The 16,131-nt window shown below is 64.9% G+C and carries 13 protein-coding genes; 9 read left to right on the top strand and 4 right to left on the bottom strand.

The genetic code is table 11. The annotated features are described in order from the left end of the window. The first annotated feature begins 18 nt into the window (after positions 1–18). From B5J99_RS16640 to B5J99_RS16630, 3 genes are all read left to right on the top strand, one after another. Entirely contained in the window at positions 19–1,065 is a 1,047-nt protein-coding gene (locus tag B5J99_RS16640; protein WP_117353033.1) for a DUF2332 domain-containing protein, read from the top strand. Between the two features lie 597 nt (positions 1,066–1,662). Beyond that, complete coding sequence (locus B5J99_RS16635) at positions 1,663–2,571, top strand: tyrosine-type recombinase/integrase (RefSeq protein ID WP_117351965.1); 909 nt, start codon at positions 1,663–1,665, stop codon at positions 2,569–2,571. A gap of 6 nt (positions 2,572–2,577) precedes the next feature. Continuing rightward, the gene (locus tag B5J99_RS16630; protein WP_117351966.1) at positions 2,578–3,771 is read left to right on the top strand and encodes an IS91 family transposase; all 1,194 of its coding nucleotides are present in this window, start codon (positions 2,578–2,580) and stop codon (positions 3,769–3,771) included. Between the two features lie 728 nt (positions 3,772–4,499). Here B5J99_RS16630 and B5J99_RS16625 read toward each other — a convergent pair. The 4 genes from B5J99_RS16625 to B5J99_RS16610 all read right to left on the bottom strand — a co-directional run bounded on the left by B5J99_RS16625 (position 4,500) and on the right by B5J99_RS16610 (position 7,045). Beyond that, positions 4,500–5,393, bottom strand: a complete 894-nt coding sequence (locus B5J99_RS16625; RefSeq protein WP_117353032.1) for an alpha/beta fold hydrolase — start codon at positions 5,391–5,393, stop codon at positions 4,500–4,502. Between the two features lie 10 nt (positions 5,394–5,403). Then, complete coding sequence (locus B5J99_RS16620) at positions 5,404–6,300, bottom strand: pirin family protein (protein ID WP_117353031.1); 897 nt, start codon at positions 6,298–6,300, stop codon at positions 5,404–5,406. After that, entirely contained in the window at positions 6,297–6,662 is a 366-nt protein-coding gene (locus B5J99_RS16615; RefSeq protein WP_117353030.1) for a hypothetical protein, read from the bottom strand. Before B5J99_RS16615 ends, B5J99_RS16620 begins: the two co-directional genes overlap by 4 nt. 98 nt (positions 6,663–6,760) lie before the next feature. Beyond that, on the bottom strand, positions 6,761–7,045 hold the full coding sequence (locus tag B5J99_RS16610) for a BolA family protein (protein WP_117353029.1): 285 nt from the start codon (positions 7,043–7,045) through the stop codon (positions 6,761–6,763). 54 nt (positions 7,046–7,099) lie between these two features. On the opposite strand from B5J99_RS16610, the gene B5J99_RS16605 reads away from it, so the two are divergent. The 6 genes from B5J99_RS16605 to B5J99_RS16580 all read left to right on the top strand — a co-directional run bounded on the left by B5J99_RS16605 (position 7,100) and on the right by B5J99_RS16580 (position 16,100). Then, positions 7,100–7,759, top strand: a complete 660-nt coding sequence (locus B5J99_RS16605) for a J domain-containing protein (protein WP_117353028.1) — start codon at positions 7,100–7,102, stop codon at positions 7,757–7,759. Between the two features lie 56 nt (positions 7,760–7,815). Then, entirely contained in the window at positions 7,816–8,808 is a 993-nt protein-coding gene (gene cobS / locus B5J99_RS16600) for a cobaltochelatase subunit CobS (RefSeq protein ID WP_054134602.1), read from the top strand. Between the two features lie 165 nt (positions 8,809–8,973). Then, entirely contained in the window at positions 8,974–11,085 is a 2,112-nt protein-coding gene (locus B5J99_RS16595; RefSeq protein WP_245991664.1) for a transglycosylase domain-containing protein, read from the top strand. 57 nt (positions 11,086–11,142) lie between these two features. Next, positions 11,143–12,966 (top strand): cobaltochelatase subunit CobT, encoded by a 1,824-nt coding sequence (gene cobT, locus B5J99_RS16590; protein WP_054134601.1) that lies wholly within the window; start codon positions 11,143–11,145, stop codon positions 12,964–12,966. A gap of 94 nt (positions 12,967–13,060) precedes the next feature. Further along, a complete protein-coding gene (locus B5J99_RS16585) occupies positions 13,061–13,732 on the top strand; it encodes a nitroreductase (RefSeq protein WP_117353027.1) in 672 nt (223 codons plus the stop codon). A 331-nt stretch (positions 13,733–14,063) separates the two neighbouring features. Continuing rightward, the gene (locus B5J99_RS16580) at positions 14,064–16,100 is read left to right on the top strand and encodes an adenylate/guanylate cyclase domain-containing protein (protein WP_069050253.1); all 2,037 of its coding nucleotides are present in this window, start codon (positions 14,064–14,066) and stop codon (positions 16,098–16,100) included. The last annotated feature ends 31 nt before the right edge of the window (positions 16,101–16,131 follow it).

The raw sequence follows: 16,131 nt of genomic DNA, 5'->3' as shown, positions 1-16,131 counted from the left end.
AGCAGGCCAAAGGGCAATATGGAGCGGCGCGACGAAATCGAACGGAAGATCGGCGAACAAGCCGATCATGCGGCGGCTAACGACGCGCCCGCGACGGCGGCGGTCTGCCGCGCACTGATCGCTCTGGCGCGGGGCGGCACTGCCTGCGGTGCGCGGATTGCGAACTGGCCAGGCGATGTGCTCGCCGATGCGATGCCGCTGCGGCTGGCGGGCGGGCTGCACCATCTGTTCCGCAAGGGGGAGGCCCCCGAACTGGGGGCGGTCTACGCCCGGGAGGTCCACGCGCAGGACTCGGTGGACGCCATCGTCGCCGATGTCGTCGCTCGGCACGATGCCGAACTGCTATCGTGGTTCGATGGCCCGCCGCAGACCAACGAGGCGGGGCGCTCGTCGAGCTTCGTCGCCGCGCTGCACTGGCTGGCGAGCCGCACGACAGGGGTGTTCGAACTCAACGAAATCGGGTCGAGCGCGGGAATGAACCTGCTGATCGACCGCTATGGCTATGATCTGGGCGGCGTCGCCTGCGGGCCTGCAGGCGCGCCCTGCACGATCCGCCCCGACTGGCAGGGCCCGCCGCCACCTGCGATGCCTTTCAAGATCGCCAACGTGCGCGGCTGCGACATCCAGCCGGTCGACGTGCGCGACAATGCCGCCGCCGACCGGCTGATCGCCTATATCTGGCCCGAGGCGCACGCGCGGTTCGAACGCATGGAGGCAGGCATCGCGATGATCCGCGAACGCCAGGTCGATCTGGTCCAGGCCGACGCCGCCGACTGGATTGCGGCGCGGTTGGCCGAACCGCAGGAGGCCGGGGTGACGCGGGTGCTGATGCACTCGATCGTCTGGCAGTACATCCCCGCCGAGCGGCAGGCGATGATCGAACGCGCGATGGCCGAAGCCGGCGCCGCGGCGACGGCGGAGCGCCCGCTGGCGTGGATCGCGCTGGAGACAAACCGCGCTACGTTCCGGCATGAATTGAAGGTGCGATACTGGCCAGGTGGCGGCGAACCGCACCTGCTGGGCGAGGCGCAGGCGCATGGCGCGTGGGTGCGGTGGATGGGGTGATGGGAGCCTTGCCCTAGCGGGTCAGATCGCGTCCGCTTTTGTCGCCCGGAATGAGGGGGCTGAATGGCCGGAAATGGGTGGAATGCTGCCGTATCGTCAGAGTCGGCCTAGGAACTTATTGGTGGTTTTGTCGTAGCAGAATGCGGGCGACGGACGATGAATGAGAACACCGCGTCGCAACACGACAATCACTATGCAATGTTTCGTTTGTCCCTCGAAATAGAACCCTGCTGTCTCATCATACCGATCATAGGTTTTGCGTTCTTCTGGATCGAGTCGACGTAATGCGTCATCTAATATAACTGTGTCGATATCACCACCAATTCGTAGATCATCCAAACGAACGAACTTCGAGTCTGCGGAGCTGTTCGACGAACATGAAATCGCCATTAGCGCGACGGTTAGAGATAAACAAACTCGCATCCTTCACTTCTGCCGCAAGATTCTGAAGTCAGCAATGGGGTCGTTGCACGAACCCGCTTCGCGGGAGTGGTGTTTGGGGTGAAGCTAAGCTGACGGCGCGGGCGCAGCGCCTGGATTGAACAGTGTCCGTGGTGGGCAGACCATTTCGACTCCTTCAACCTGAGGAGTCGAACGATGAACGAGCTTATAGCGATCGGTACGGTCAGCCCGCTGCGCCAGCGGTTGATCGAGGACATGAACATGCGGCGCTTCAGCCGCGAGACGCAGCGCAACTATATCCGCGATGTTGGACGTTTCGCCACATGGCTGGGACGCTCGCCGCACACGGCAACTGCAGAGGATCTGCGGCGCTTCCAGATCGACCAACGCGAGACCGGCGTTCCGGTGCCGACGATGAACAGCATAGTTGCAGCGCTGCGGTTCTTCTTCACCCACACGCTGGATCGGCCCGATCTGGCGCGCAAGCTGGTGCGCACTTCGCACGCCCGCAAGATCCCCGTGGTGCTGACCCAGGACGAGGTGAAGCGGTTGCTGGAGGCCACGACCTGCCTCAAGCATCAGGCAGCGCTGTCGGTTGCCTATGGCGCGGGACTGCGCGTCGGCGAGGTCTCGGCGCTCAAGGTGCGCGACATCGACAGCAAGCGCATGGTGCTGCGTATCGAGCGTGGCAAGGGTGGCCGATATCGCAACGCCATGCTGCCCGAAGGCCTGCTCGTGCTGCTGCGCGAGTGGTGGCGCGCCGGACGACAACAGGGCGTGTTGCATGCAGACAGCTGGCTTTTCCCAGGCAGAAGCGCGCTGCTGCCGATCAGCACCCGGCAGCTGTATCGCGTCGTCGTCGAGGCAGCCGAGGCAGCGGACATCACAAGGCGGGTCGGCCCGCACACCTTGCGGCACAGCTTCGCCACCCATCTGCTGGAGGACGGGGTCGATATCCGCGTCATCCAGGCGTTGCTGGGCCATGCCAAGCTTAACACCACCGCTTTCTACACACAGGTGGCAACCAAGACGATGCGAGCGGTGATCAGTCCGCTCGACAGGCTGGCCTTGACCTCATCCACCGCGCAGGTGCCCGACGGCTGAGGCCCGGTGCGCACCTCCATAGAGGTGGCCGACATCTTCCGCGTTGCAGGGCCTGGCTATCGCATTGCCCATGCCGGGCATCTGAGCCTGCACCAGCTCAAGATCATGTCGGCCGTCGAGCATTGCCGCACCGCTACAATGGGCGGTCACGTCGAAGCCTGCACAGACTGCGGGCATTGGCGGATCGCCTATAACAGCTGTCGCAACCGGCATTGCCCCAAGTGCCAGGGAGCAGCCGCGCGTACCTGGCTGGCCGAGCGCGAGGCCGACCTGTTGCCGGTGGGCTATTTCCACGTCGTGTTCACGCTCCCGGCACAGGTCAGCGCCATTGCGTTCCACAACAAGGCGCTGCTCTATGACCTGCTGTTCAAGGCCGCCTCCCAGACGATGCTGACCATCGCCGCCGACCCCAGGCATCTGGGCGCACGTATCGGCATTACCGCTGTACTCCACACCTGGGGCTCGGCGCTTACCCATCATCCGCATGTCCATATGATCGTGCCCGGCGGCGGTATCGCGCGTGATGGCGAGCGCTGGATATCTGCGCGCCCGGCCTTTCTTCTGCCCGTCCGTGTCCTGGGCGCCCTGTTCCGCCGCCTGTTCCTCACGCGGCTGATCGCGCTCCACGATGCCGGCAAGCTCGGGTTCTTCGGCAGCCTGGCGCATCTCGCCGAGCGGCGGGCCTTTCTGCGTCATCTGTCACCGGTCCGCAGAAAGCGCTGGGTGGTCTATGCCAAGCCGCCCTTTGCAGGACCTGAGGCGGTGCTCGCCTATCTGGCGCGCTATACCCACCGCGTCGCCATCTCGAACAGCCGCATCCTCCGCTTCGACAGTGAAGGCGTCACGTTCCGCTACAAGGATTATCGCCGCAATGGCGCGCAGCGCCAGCAGGACATGACCTTAGGCGCCGACGAGTTCATCCGTCGCTTCCTGCTGCACAACCTGCCACGCGGGTTCCACCGGATACGCCATTACGGGCTGCTGGCCGGTGCGACCCGCAAGGCCCATCTCGAACACGCCCGCCGACTGCTGGCGGTTGCGCCACCTGCCATCGATGACACGGCTGTCGATCCGCCGGACCATCGGCCACCGTGCCCGTGCTGCGGTGGCAGCATGGTCATCATCGAGACTTTCGAGCGCAGATATCAGCCGCGCGCACCACCGCATCCTGTCAACGCATCCGGGAGAACATCGTCGTGACCCGGCACGGCCTGCCTTCAACCGGCCCCGAAGCGACCGTGCTTCGGGGAGCACAGAGCACTGCGCCATCACCCACCAAAAGCAGACCTGCGCCCTCCAAAATCGGACGGTCCGATTTACGGCAACCCGCTCGTCACCCCAAAAGCAGCCAGTCCGCTTTCAGTTCCGTCCGCTTATCGGCAGCACCCACCGCTGCTCCCACAAGCCCAAAATCGAAATCCCCATAGACATCAGCACCTGACGACCGCGGGTTCGGGCACCGTCGACTTTCCGACGCCTCACGGCGTCCGAAACTCTAAACGTTTGCTGAATGGCAACTTTCTGACAGAAATGCTCCAAAGCCGCCACCACCCGCGCAGCCTGAGCCTGTCGAAGGCCACGCGCCACCCTCAACTCAAAATCACATCATTCCCTTGAACTTGTTTCAGGGCTCATTTCTCCCCAAGCGGCTTCGGCTCTTTGGGGCGCGATGGGTCCTGAAACGAGTTCAGGATGACGGAAGTGGGATGGGGATTAGGGAGAGCCTTGCGGCGATTGACAACCCCTTCGCGGTATCGCGTCTGTGCGTGAGCCCCCTTTTTGTTTCGCGCGAAGGCGCGAAGAAGGGGGGCTGCGATGGGCAGCCGAGGCTCTACACGACCCCTGGGCTCCGGCTTTCGCCGGAGAGCGATTGTAGTGGGGGCTGAGGATGGCGCGGGGCCCTCGACGGGCTCAGGGGTGGTGTGGGCTCAACGCGCTGCCAGAAATCCCTCTATCGCCGCGATCAGCGCGTCGGGCTGTTCCCACGGCACGAAATGCCCGCCGGGAGCCTTCACCAGCGTGAGATCTGGCACCAGCGTTTCGATACCGTCGAGCAAGGAGGGTCGCAGCGCATAGTCGTCCATCGCCCAATAGAGCAAAGTCGGCTGGGTGACCGGCGGGAAGGGGCGGTCGAGGTATGCGGGGCGATCAATCTCGCCTTGCAGCGGCGGGACGATCAGCGGGCTGGCGCGGTACCAGTTGACCATCGCGGTGAACGCACCCGGCGTCTGCCATTGCGCGAGGTAGATCGAGCGTTCTTGCGGAGTGATCCGGCTGACGGCACTGGGCTCGGCGAAGCGCGAGTCGAAGTAGGCGTCCCAGCCCATCTGCTCGACGATCTCCTCGAAATCCGGTCGGCGCATCTCGGTGATGTATTGTGCAGAGGCGCGCTGGTCGGGGTCGTCGAACAGCGCCTTCTGATAGGTGAACGGGTGTGCGGCGTTGGCCATGATCAGGCGCTTCACCCTGTCAGGATGGTTGAGTGCTGCCATCCAGGCGATCGCGCCGCCCCAGTCGTGGCCGACCAGGGTAAACGTGTCGACGCCCAGATGATCTGCCAGCGCCAGCAGGTCAGCGACCATATTCTTCGGCTGATAAGCTTGCACGCCTTCAGGCTTGGACGATCCCGCAAAGCCGCGCTGGTCTGGGGCGATCAGCCGGTAGCGGTCGGCAAAATGCGCCATCACGTAGCGCCAGGTGCGGTGCGATTCGGGAAAGCCGTGCAGCAGGATCAGCGGCGGTGCGTCTGCAGGGCCGGTGATCGCGACGTCGAGTTCGACCCCGGTGGGCAACGCGATGCGGGTGAGGGGGAGGTCCATCATGCGCGCGCTTTCACGTCCGCCCCCGCGTCAATGGAACCTCCGGAATCGGGATGAACTCGAGTTCGTCGCCGGGCACCTTGGGGAAGGCCCCAGCATTCCAGCGCTCGGCGGCCTCTTGGATGCGCGCGTTCGACGAGCCGACGAAGTTCCACCAGATGTGCCGTTCCGATCCGAACGCCGCTCCGCCCAGCAGCATCGCGCGGCCGCCGCCGATGCTGTCCAGCTTCGGCTTTGCGCCGGGCGCGATCAGGTAGAGCAGATACGGCTCGAGCGGCAGCCCGTCGAGCGCCGCATCGCCCTCGACCAGCATCACCGCCCGCTCGTCCGCCTCGCTGTCGATCGGGATCGATCCGCCCGGCCGGAGCACGATATCGGCATAGATCGTCGGGCTGTGGCAGGTCGTGGGCGCGGTCTTGCCCCAGAGCGAGCCCATGATCACCTTGGCCGATGCACCGCCGCCGTCGATCGTCGGCAGGTCCGCGCAGCCGATGTTCTCGAACGCGGGGTCTGCGTCTTCCTGGCCGTCGGGCAGCGCCAGCCAGGTCTGCATGCCGAACAGCTTCGCGCCGCCGGCCATCTCGTCCGCCGGGCTGCGCTCGGAATGGACGATGCCGCGCCCGGCGGTCATCAGATTGACCTCGCCAGGGTGGATGGTCTGGAAGGTGCCCAGAGAATCGCGATGATCGATCGCGCCGGTGAACAGATAGGTGACCGTCGCCAGCCCGATATGCGGATGCGGGCGTACGCCGAGGTCGCGCCCGATATCGAGTTGCGCGGGGCCGAACTCGTCGACGAAGATGAACGGGCCGACCATCGCGCGCGCCTTTTGCGGCAGCACGCGGCGCACGCTGAACCCGCCCAGATCGTGCGTCACGGGCAGCAGGGTGAGCGAAATGGGGCTGGTCATGCGCGGTCTCCGAACACGCGCCTGAGGCGGCGATGTCGATGGTGGAAGAATATGCGGATCAGGCCGGCCGTCAACCGGGGCAGGAAGCGCGGTTCGAACGTGAGCTTATCGGTAACCCTGCACCCCGTGCCGTGCGCGACGATGCGCCGCTCGTGCCGCCAGTGCGCCATTCCGGTCATCGGCGAGCATTCGACGAACCCCGATCCGGGATCGAGCGATTCCAGCGTGAGCGCGCTGGTCCCGGTTGGGATCAGGCCGCCAAGCAACAGCCGGCTGTGGAACAGCGGCCTGCCGGGCGTCATCGGAACATCGGTCAGCCGTTCGATCCCGGACGGCGCGGTCATCGCAAGCAGCGGCATCATCTCGCGCCGCAATCCCGCGAGCGATGTCGCCGACAGCCAGACGCTTTCGCGATCTGCGGCAAGGGTGGAACTGAACGTGGCGGTTGTCCGGCCCAGCGTTATTCCCCCGGCGCGCGCGCCTTGATCGCCATTGCGTGCACCTTCTGCCCCGGCAGGTCGCCGAGCGCTGCGTTGACCATCCGCTGGCGCTCCAGCCGCGATTTGCCGGTAAACGCCGCGCTTTCGATCACCACCGTGAAGTGCGATTCGCCGCTGCCGTCATCGCCCATATGGCCGCTGTGCTTGGCGCTGTCGTTGATCACGTCCAGCTGGATCGGCGACAGGGCCGCGGTCAGCCGGTTTTCGATTTCGCTGGCCATCGGCCCCTTGGTTTTCATGTCCATGCCACCCTATATAAGCCGCTCTTCGCTGCAATGCGAGGCGCGTAATGGCAAGGGATGGTCGGGGTTTTGGCGGAAAGGGACGGATCGGAAAAGGAAGGCAGCGCGCGGCGTCGTGCGCGGTTCCATGGCCGGATCGAAGGCACCGGGCACCGCTGCGACTGGGCCGAGTGCCCCGAAGATGGCGAATTCCGCGCGCCGCCGGACGAAAACCGCGCGCATGGATCGCGCTTCGACGGCCCGGGCCGCTACCGCTGGTTCTGCCTCGAACACATTCGCGAATTCAACGAGCGCTACAACTTCTTCTCCGGGATGAGCGCCGAGGAGATCTACGAGGCGCAGCGGCCGACCTCAGGCTGGGACCGCGAAACGCGCGCCTTTGCCGCAGGCGCGGGCCAGGCGCCGCGCTGGGGCGACTTTTCCGATCCGCTCGACGCCATTGGTGCGCGCTTCCGCCAGAACATCAAGGATCGGGCGGCGGCCCAGGCCAATGATCGCGCTACAGCCCAGCGCGGCCTGAGCGTCGCAGACCGCAGCGCGCTCAAGACATTGGGGCTGAGCGCGGACGCCAACCGGACGACGATTCGCCAGGCCTATTCGAAGCTGGTGCGCGCCTACCACCCGGACCGTAACGGCGGCGACCGCACCCACGAGAAAGCCTTGCAGGAGGTCATCGCCGCCTATACGCACTTGCGCAAACTTGCTGCTTTCACCTGATCGTGCCATCGGGCATTGCAGCTCCCTTAAGCGACCGATTAACAGCGGACACCCACATGACAGACATTTCCAATACCCAGCCTGACAGCCGTGACGGCACCCTGCTCGATGCGCCCGACCGGATGGTGAAGGCGCGCGACGTGTTCGGCGTCGACATCGACATGGAAGTGCCCGCGTTCAGCGAGGCCGACGAGCGCGTCCCCGATCTCGATCCGTCCTATGTGTTCGACCCGGAAACCACGCTGGCGGTGCTTGCAGGCTTTGCCCACAACCGCCGCGTGATGGTGCAGGGCTATCACGGCACGGGCAAGTCGACACACATCGAACAGATCGCCGCGCGCCTCAACTGGCCGTGCATCCGCATCAATCTGGATGCACATATCAGCCGTATCGATCTGGTGGGCCGCGATGCCATCGTGCTGCGCGACGGCAAGCAGGTCACCGAATTCCGCGAAGGCCTGCTGCCATGGGCGCTGCAGACCCCGACCGCACTGGTGTTCGACGAATATGACGCGGGCCGTCCCGATGTGATGTTCGTGATCCAGCGCGTGCTCGAGACCGAGGGCAAGCTGACCCTGCTCGACCAGAACCGCGTGATCCGTCCCAACCCCTATTTCCGCCTGTTCGCTACTGCGAACACCGTGGGCCTGGGCGATACCAGCGGGCTGTATCACGGCACGCAGCAGATCAACCAGGGCCAGATGGACCGCTGGAACATCGTGTGCACGCTCAACTATCTGCCCGCCGAGACCGAAGCCAAGGTGGTGCTCGCTAAGGTTGGCGAGACCGACCCCAAGGTGGTCAAGAACATGGTCAAGGTGGCCGATCTCACCCGCCAGGGTTTCATCAACGGCGATATTTCGACCGTGATGAGCCCGCGTACCGTGATCAGCTGGGCACAGAACGCCGCGATCTTCCACAACATCGGTTTCGCCTTCCGGCTGTCGTTTCTCAACAAGTGCGACGAAGCCGAGCGGATGCTGGTCGCGGAATATTACCAGCGCGTGTTCGGCGAGGACCTGCCCGAGAGCATTATCGGCAAGGGGTAATTTGCGCGGTTGCTGAGGGCTGACAGCCGAGGATTGCGTGTTGATGGCGATCGAAAGCGCAATCCGGAGAGCGCACCCCCACGCAACTCTCTCCCATCGAGGGGGAGGGCTTTGATCAACCGCAACCCTCTCGCGCTTGCTGTCATATTGATATAATACACCGCTGTGTTCAAGAAATTGCGATTCGGATCGGGGCGTTTTGGTGGCGGCGGAGTTTCCGCCGTTGATGCCCCGTGGCCGCCGCCGGGGTTGGGCGAGGCGCGCAATCCGTGGCTCGATCCTGCGGACGTAAGGTCGGTAGCGCCAGAGCCCATCAAGCCGCCGCGCAACCGCTGGTGGTGGGCCAAGCGCATCCTCGCGGCAGTCTTTGTCCTGTTCCTGATCTTGCTCGCCTGGCTGGCGATCACCGCGCCGTTGTCCAAATCGCTGCAGCCGATCGCGCCGCCGGAAATCACTTTGCTCGCCGCCGATGGTACGCCGATCGCGCGCAGCGGGGCGGTGGTCGAAGAGCCTGTCGTGGTCGAGCGCTTGCCGGAGCATGTCGTGCAGGCGTTTCTCGCGATCGAGGACCGGCGGTTCTACAGCCATTGGGGGATCGATCCGCGCGGTCTTGCGCGGGCGCTGTGGGCCAACGTCTCGGGATCGAGCGGTACCCAGGGCGGTAGCACGATCACTCAGCAACTCGCCAAGATCAGCTTCCTCACCCCAGAACGCAGCCTGACCCGCAAGCTGCGCGAGATGCTGATCGCGTTCTGGCTGGAAGCCTGGCTGACCAAGGATGAGATCCTGGGGCGATACCTCTCCAACGCTTATTTCGGCGACAACGTGTACGGGCTGCGCGCGGCCTCGCTGCACTATTTTGATCGCCAGCCCGAGCGGTTGAAACCCGAACAGGCGATCCTGCTCGCCGGGCTGGTTCAGGCGCCGTCGCGCTTTGCGCCGACGCGCAACTGGAAGGGGGCCAGCCGCCGCGCCGACATGGTGCGCACCGCGATGGTCAACGCAGGGTTCATGACGCGGGAACAGGCCGATGCGCTGCCCCAGCCGCGGCTGGATGTGCACGAACGGCCCAAGCTTGCCAACGGCACCTATTTTGCCGATTGGGCGATGCCGCAGGCGCGCGCGCTGACCGAGATGTCGCATGCCAGGCTCGAGCTCACCACGACGCTGGATTCGCGGCTGCAGCGTGCAGCCGAGCGGATCGTCGCGCGGGCGGGACTGGGCAAGGCGCAGGTGGCGCTGGTGGCAATGCGCCCCAATGGCGAGGTCGTCGCCATGGTCGGTGGCAAGAGCCATGCGCAGTCGCCCTTCAACCGTGCCACCCAGGCGCGACGCCAGCCGGGATCGACCTTCAAGCTGTTCGTCTGGCTCGCCGCGCTCGAAGCGGGGATGGAGCCAAGCTCGGTCGTCGATGACAGCCCGATCACCACCGGCACCTATCGCCCGCGCAACGCTGGCGACCGCTATCGCGGTGTGATCAGCCTGGAAGAGGCGTTCGTGCACTCGAGCAATGTCGCAGCGGTCCGATTGTTCCAGCAAGTGGGCAGCGAAAAGGTGATCGAACAGGCGACCAAGCTGGGGCTCAAGGGGCCGTTCACCGAAGGCGATCCCAGCCTGGCGCTGGGCAGCGCCAGCGCCAGCCTGATCGAGCTGACCGCGGCCTTTGCCGGGGTTGCGGGCAACAGCTGGCCGGTCGAACCGCACGCCTTCAAGCGCGAGGAGCAGGGCTGGTTCGAATGGCTGGTCGATGGCCCGGACAGCTATTCGTCACGGGTGCACGAGCAGATGCAGGACATGCTGCGCGCCGCGGTCAATCGCGGCACCGGCCGTGCGGCCAGTCTCAACATCCCCAATTTCGGCAAGACCGGGACCAGCCAGGACAATCGCGATGCGCTGTTCGTCGGCTATGCCGGAGATCTGGTTGTGGGTGTGTGGATCGGAAACGACGACAACAGCCCGATGAGCGGGATCCGCGGCGGCGGTCTGCCCGCGCGGATCTGGCGCCAGTTCATGGGCGAGGCGGTGCGCGGCGCCGTTCCGCGGCGCCGTGCCGCACCGGTGGCGCCGCCCGAGGAGGTAGACCCCGACCCCGCGATAGATCCGATCATCGAAGGCGAGATCGAGGCGCAGGTCGGCGGCGCGAATGTGCGCGTCACCCCCGATGGCCTGACGATTTCGGGCGATGTCGGCGGCGCGCCGGTTGCGGTCACCGTCGATGGCAACGGCGCGCAGGTCGAGCGGCGCAGGCCCGAGCCTCCTGCTCCGCCCGGGCAATAGCTGCCCCGTATCGGCAGGCTGCTTGACATCGCAGGTCCGGGTGTTCAGCGATAGCGCATGACCAACCGCACGCCACTTGATGACCTGAAGAACGTTCTCGCCGGAACCGCGCGCGCCATCGCGCATCAACCTGAGGTCGAGGTGGCGTTCACCGCGGATCCGCCGTCGCAATCTGGCACCAAGCTGCGTGTGCCGATGCCGGGGCGCAAGCTGCCCGCAGATCAGGTCGCCGAGGCGCGCGGTTTTGCAGACCTCTACGCGCTGCGGCTGAAGCATCACAACCCCGCCCAGCACAACGCCAATGCGCCCAAGGAGGCGGTTGCCCGCGCTGCATTCGATGCGGTCGAGCAGGTGCGGATCGAGGCGCTGGGCAGCCGCGCGATGAGTGGGCTGGGGGCCAATCTGGATGCCGCGCTCGACATGCGCATGCGCTCGGACCCGATCGCGCGCGCGACCAAGGTTGACGAGGTGCCGCTATCGACCGCTCTGGGGCTGATCGTGCGCGAACGGCTGACCGGCAAGCCGATGCCCGCAGGGACCGTTGCCGGGGTCGATCTGGTGCGCGACTGGATCGAGAGCAAGGGTGGCGAGGATATCGACAATCTTGCGCTGTCGCTCGACGATCAGGCGGCGTTTGCTGCGCTTGCCACCCGGCTGCTCGAACATCTCGACCTCACCGAGGGCCAGATGGACGAGGAGGACAGCCAGGACGACGGCGACGATGACGATTCGTCCGAAGAGGGCGAACCCGAGGACCAGGACGGCGAGCAGGAAGGGTCCGATCAGGGCCAGACCGAGGCGCGCGGCGAGGAGCAGACCGGCGAGAACGAGGACGGCGACCAGTCCGAAACCGAAGGCGAGATGGAGCAGGGCGACGACGGCGACCCCGGCGAGATGGGCGATGATGGCATGATGCCGACGCGGCCCAACCGCCCCTGGACCGATCTTCCTTCCGATTTCGAATACAAGGCCTGGTCCACCCGCTTTGACGAGGTGGTCGAGGCCACCGACCTGTGCGACGAGGACGAACTGCTGCGGCTGCGCGCCTATCTCGACCAGCAGCTCGCGCATCTGCAGGGCGCGGTGACCAAGCTCGCCAACCGTCTGCAGCGCCGGTTGATGGCGCAGCAGAGCCGCAGCTGGGATTTCGACCAGGAAGAAGGGATGCTCGATGCGGCGCGTCTGGCGCGCATCGTCGTCGCGCCGGGGCATTCGCTGTCGTACAAGATCGAGCGCGAAACCGACTTCCGCGATACGGTGGTCACGCTGCTGATCGACAATTCCGGATCGATGCGCGGTCGCCCGATCAGCATCGCGGCGATCAGCGCGGACATCATGGCGCGCACGCTGGAACGCTGCGGGGTCAAGACCGAGATTCTGGGCTTCACCACTAAGGCCTGGAAGGGTGGCCAGTGCCGCGAGGACTGGCTGGCGCAGGGCCGCCCGCAGCTTCCCGGACGCCTCAACGACCTTCGCCACATCGTCTACAAGAAGGCCGACGAGCCCTGGCGGCGTGCGCGCAAGAATTTGGGCCTGATGATGCGCGAAGGGCTGCTCAAGGAGAATATCGACGGCGAGGCGCTGCTTTGGGCGCACAACCGTCTGCTCGCCCGCCACGAGGAACGCCGCATCCTGATGGTAATTTCGGATGGCGCGCCGGTCGATGATTCGACGCTGTCGGTGAACCACGGCGCCTATCTCGAACAGCATCTGCGCAAGGTCATCGACTGGATCGAGAAGATGTCGCCGGTGCAGTTGATCGCCATCGGCATCGGCCACGACGTCACCCGCTATTACAAGCGCGCGGTGACGATCATGGATGCCGAACAACTGGGCGGCACGATGGTCGAGCAACTGGCGGGGCTGTTCGACGACGAGTGATGCGGGCTGGCGCGGCGCTAGGGCAGACTTGCCAAAGGTCAGCGCCCAGCTTAACCAAGCGATTAAATCGCGAACCCTGATCCGGAGATCTGCCTTGAACGTATCCGAAGCCGTTGCCACCCGTCGGTCCGTGCGCCAGTTCCGGCCCGATGCGGTTCCGCTCGACATGCTGCAGGATATCCTGACCAAGGCGCAGCGCGCGCCCTCGGGGGGCAATACCCAGCCATGGCATGTCATCGTGCTGACCGGCGAGCCGCTGGCCGATCTGACCGCCAAGATCAAGGCGAAGGCCGCGAGCGAGCCGATGGGTGCGGGGATGGAGTACGACATCTACCCCAAGGGCCTCGAGGGTCGCTACGAGGAGCAGAGGCGGCTGGTCGGCAAGCGGATGTTCGACGCGCTGGGGCTCGCGCGCGAGGATGGCGCAGGTCGTATCGCGCAGATGGCCAAGAACTGGGACAGCTTCGGTGCCCCGGTGCAGATCTTCACTTATTGCCGCACCTATATGGGGCCGCCGCAATGGTCGGACATGGGCATGTGGCTGCAGACGGTGATGCTGCTGCTGCGCGAGGCGGGGCTCGACAGTTGCCCGCAGGAAATCTGGGCGATGTACGGCAGCTACATGCGCGAGCTGCTGGGCATCGGCGACGAGTTCATCTTCTTCACCGGCATGGCGGTGGGCTATCGCGACCCCGATGCACCGATCAACAATTTTGCGGTTCCGCGCGTCGACCTGTCCGAGGCCATAGACTTTCGCGGTTTCTAAAGCGGGTCGGGGGCAGCGACATCCAAGGTTCATCGGGCGCTGTATAATCTGCCATCATTCCGATGCGGCAACTGGTCACGCCGCATCGGGGGGATTATAGCATCCCCAAACGAATCCAGACCGGGTCGCGCCGAAATCAGGATTTGCCGCCGCATCCTCAGGGATCGAGGCAAATGGGGTGTGACAATGTGCGACGGCCAGACAGGTGACACACGAGCGGACGCAGCGGCCACGGTGCCTGCGTGCGGGGCGCCATCCGGCCGCGTTGCCGCGTGCTCCAGCGCCTGGGCAAGCATGGACATGAACGCGCCGGGGGGCGGCAGCTGAGATCATGGCGCTGAAACCAGACACCGCTTCGGCCCCCAGCAGCCGCGATGAGGTTGGCCGTTCGGCAAACCGGCTCATTCGCCAGCTGGGGCTCGTGCGGATGCTCGCGACCCTGGGCTTTCTGGTGTTCGCGCTCGCGGTGGCGCGTTACAGCCCCACGATGCCGCTGCTCGGCGATGCCGAAAACGCGATGTACGACATGCGCGCGGCCAATTTCGCCAAAAAGGTCGATCAGGACCCGCGCATCCTGATGGTGGTCTATACCGACGACACGCTGATCGACACCGGCCAGCGATCTCCGGTCGACCGCACCATCCTTGCCAATGCGCTGACCAACATCGACAGGATGGGGGCAAAATCGATCGGCATCGATATTCTGTTCGATCAGCCGCAGGACGATGACGAGGCGCTCAAGACCGCATTCCGATCGATGCAGACCCCCACGCACGTCGCTTATGCATCCAACGAGACCAACACCGAGGCGATCCAGTTCCGCCAGCAGGAGTTTCTCGAGCAGTTCCTCAAGGACATCACTACCGCCAAGACGGTGCCCACCAGCATCCGGCTGCTGACCGATCCGGATGGTGTCGCGCGGCGCTGGCCCGACCAGCCGAAGAACCTGCCGCCGATCATGGTGCGTGCGATGACCCCGCCCAACGCAGCGTTCGCCGACTATCGCGGTGCGATCCGCTTCCGCCTCCCGCTGTCGTCGGACCGCCCGGTGATCAACAAGCTGCCGATCGACCTGTTTGCCGACCCTGAAAGCGCCGAGTTCGTCGCCAGCGAGGTCAAGGGCAAGCATGTGCTGATCGGCGGGGATTTCGTTGATTTCGACAAGTTCGATACCCCGCTCACCCGCATCGGCGATGTCGTCACCGGCGATTCGCAGATGATCGGGCTCGAAGTCCATGCGCACATGATGTCCCAGCTTCTCGACAACGATCAGCCGTTCTCATTCCCCGGCTGGTCGCTCTGGGTGATCGCTTTGGTCGTGGTGCTGGCCGGCTGCGCCACCGCGATCAGCCAGGCGCGTGCCTGGATCATGGGACTGCTGCTCGGATCGCAGATCCTGTTCTTCATCACCGTGCCGTTCATTCTGCAATATCAGGGGTTCGATACATTAGACCTGCCAAGCTTCGGCTGGGCGACCGGATGGCTGCTCGCCTATACCTCGGTGGGTGCCGCCGCACGCGTGGTTGGGTCCAAGCAGCGCGCGTTCGCGCAGAACGCGCTGGGCAAGTACCTGCCCCGCTCGGTCGCGGCGGAAATCCTCAAGGACCCCGACAAGCTCGCGCTGCACGGCGAGAAGCGCGAGATCTTCTGCGTATTCACCGATCTGGAGGGCTTTACCAAGCTGACCCACGCGATCGAGCCGGAGATGGTGGCGTTCCTGCTCAACAACTATCTCGACAAGCTCGCCGACGTGGTGCTGCAATATGGCGGCACGCTCGACAAGTTCGTGGGCGATGCGGTGGTCGCCTTCTGGGGCGCGCCAATCAGCTTTCCCGACGACGGTGAGCGCGCGGTGCGAGCGGCCTGGGCGATGTACGAGGCTGGCGAGGAGTTCCGCCGCAGCGCGCCCGAAGGCGTCCCGCCGATCGGTCGCACCCGCGTCGGCGTGCATTTCGGTGAAGCGATCGTCGGCAACTTCGGCGGCGAGGGGCGCATTCAATACACGGCGTTCGGTGACAGCATGAATACCGCCGCGCGGCTCGAGGCGGCGAACAAGAACCTCGACACCCGCGTGCTGGTCAGCCGCGAGGCGGCGGAGCGCTCGGGGCTAGACTGGTATCGTCCGATGGGCCGGATCGTGCTAAGAGGGCGCGCCAAGCCCGTGGATATTTTCGAACCCGCGCCGGACATGCCGGCAGGTGAACGTACCCAAATCGCTCAACTCGTGACTGCGCACGAGGCGGGAGATTCAGACGCTGTGGTTCAACTCACATCACAGCTGCAGGAAATGGGGCAGGAAGAGGCCATCGCGAATCTGTTCAAGCGACTTGGTCAGACACAAAAAGGAGAAAGCTATGTTCTCGGTTGATAGGAAGTCCGTACTTCACCGGGCGCTTGCG

It is taken from the genome of Blastomonas fulva (genome assembly GCF_003431825.1).
Taxonomy (GTDB): domain Bacteria; phylum Pseudomonadota; class Alphaproteobacteria; order Sphingomonadales; family Sphingomonadaceae; genus Blastomonas; species Blastomonas fulva.
Note: the sequence above shows the minus strand (reverse complement) of the source record. Positions and strands in the feature narration are given on the sequence as shown.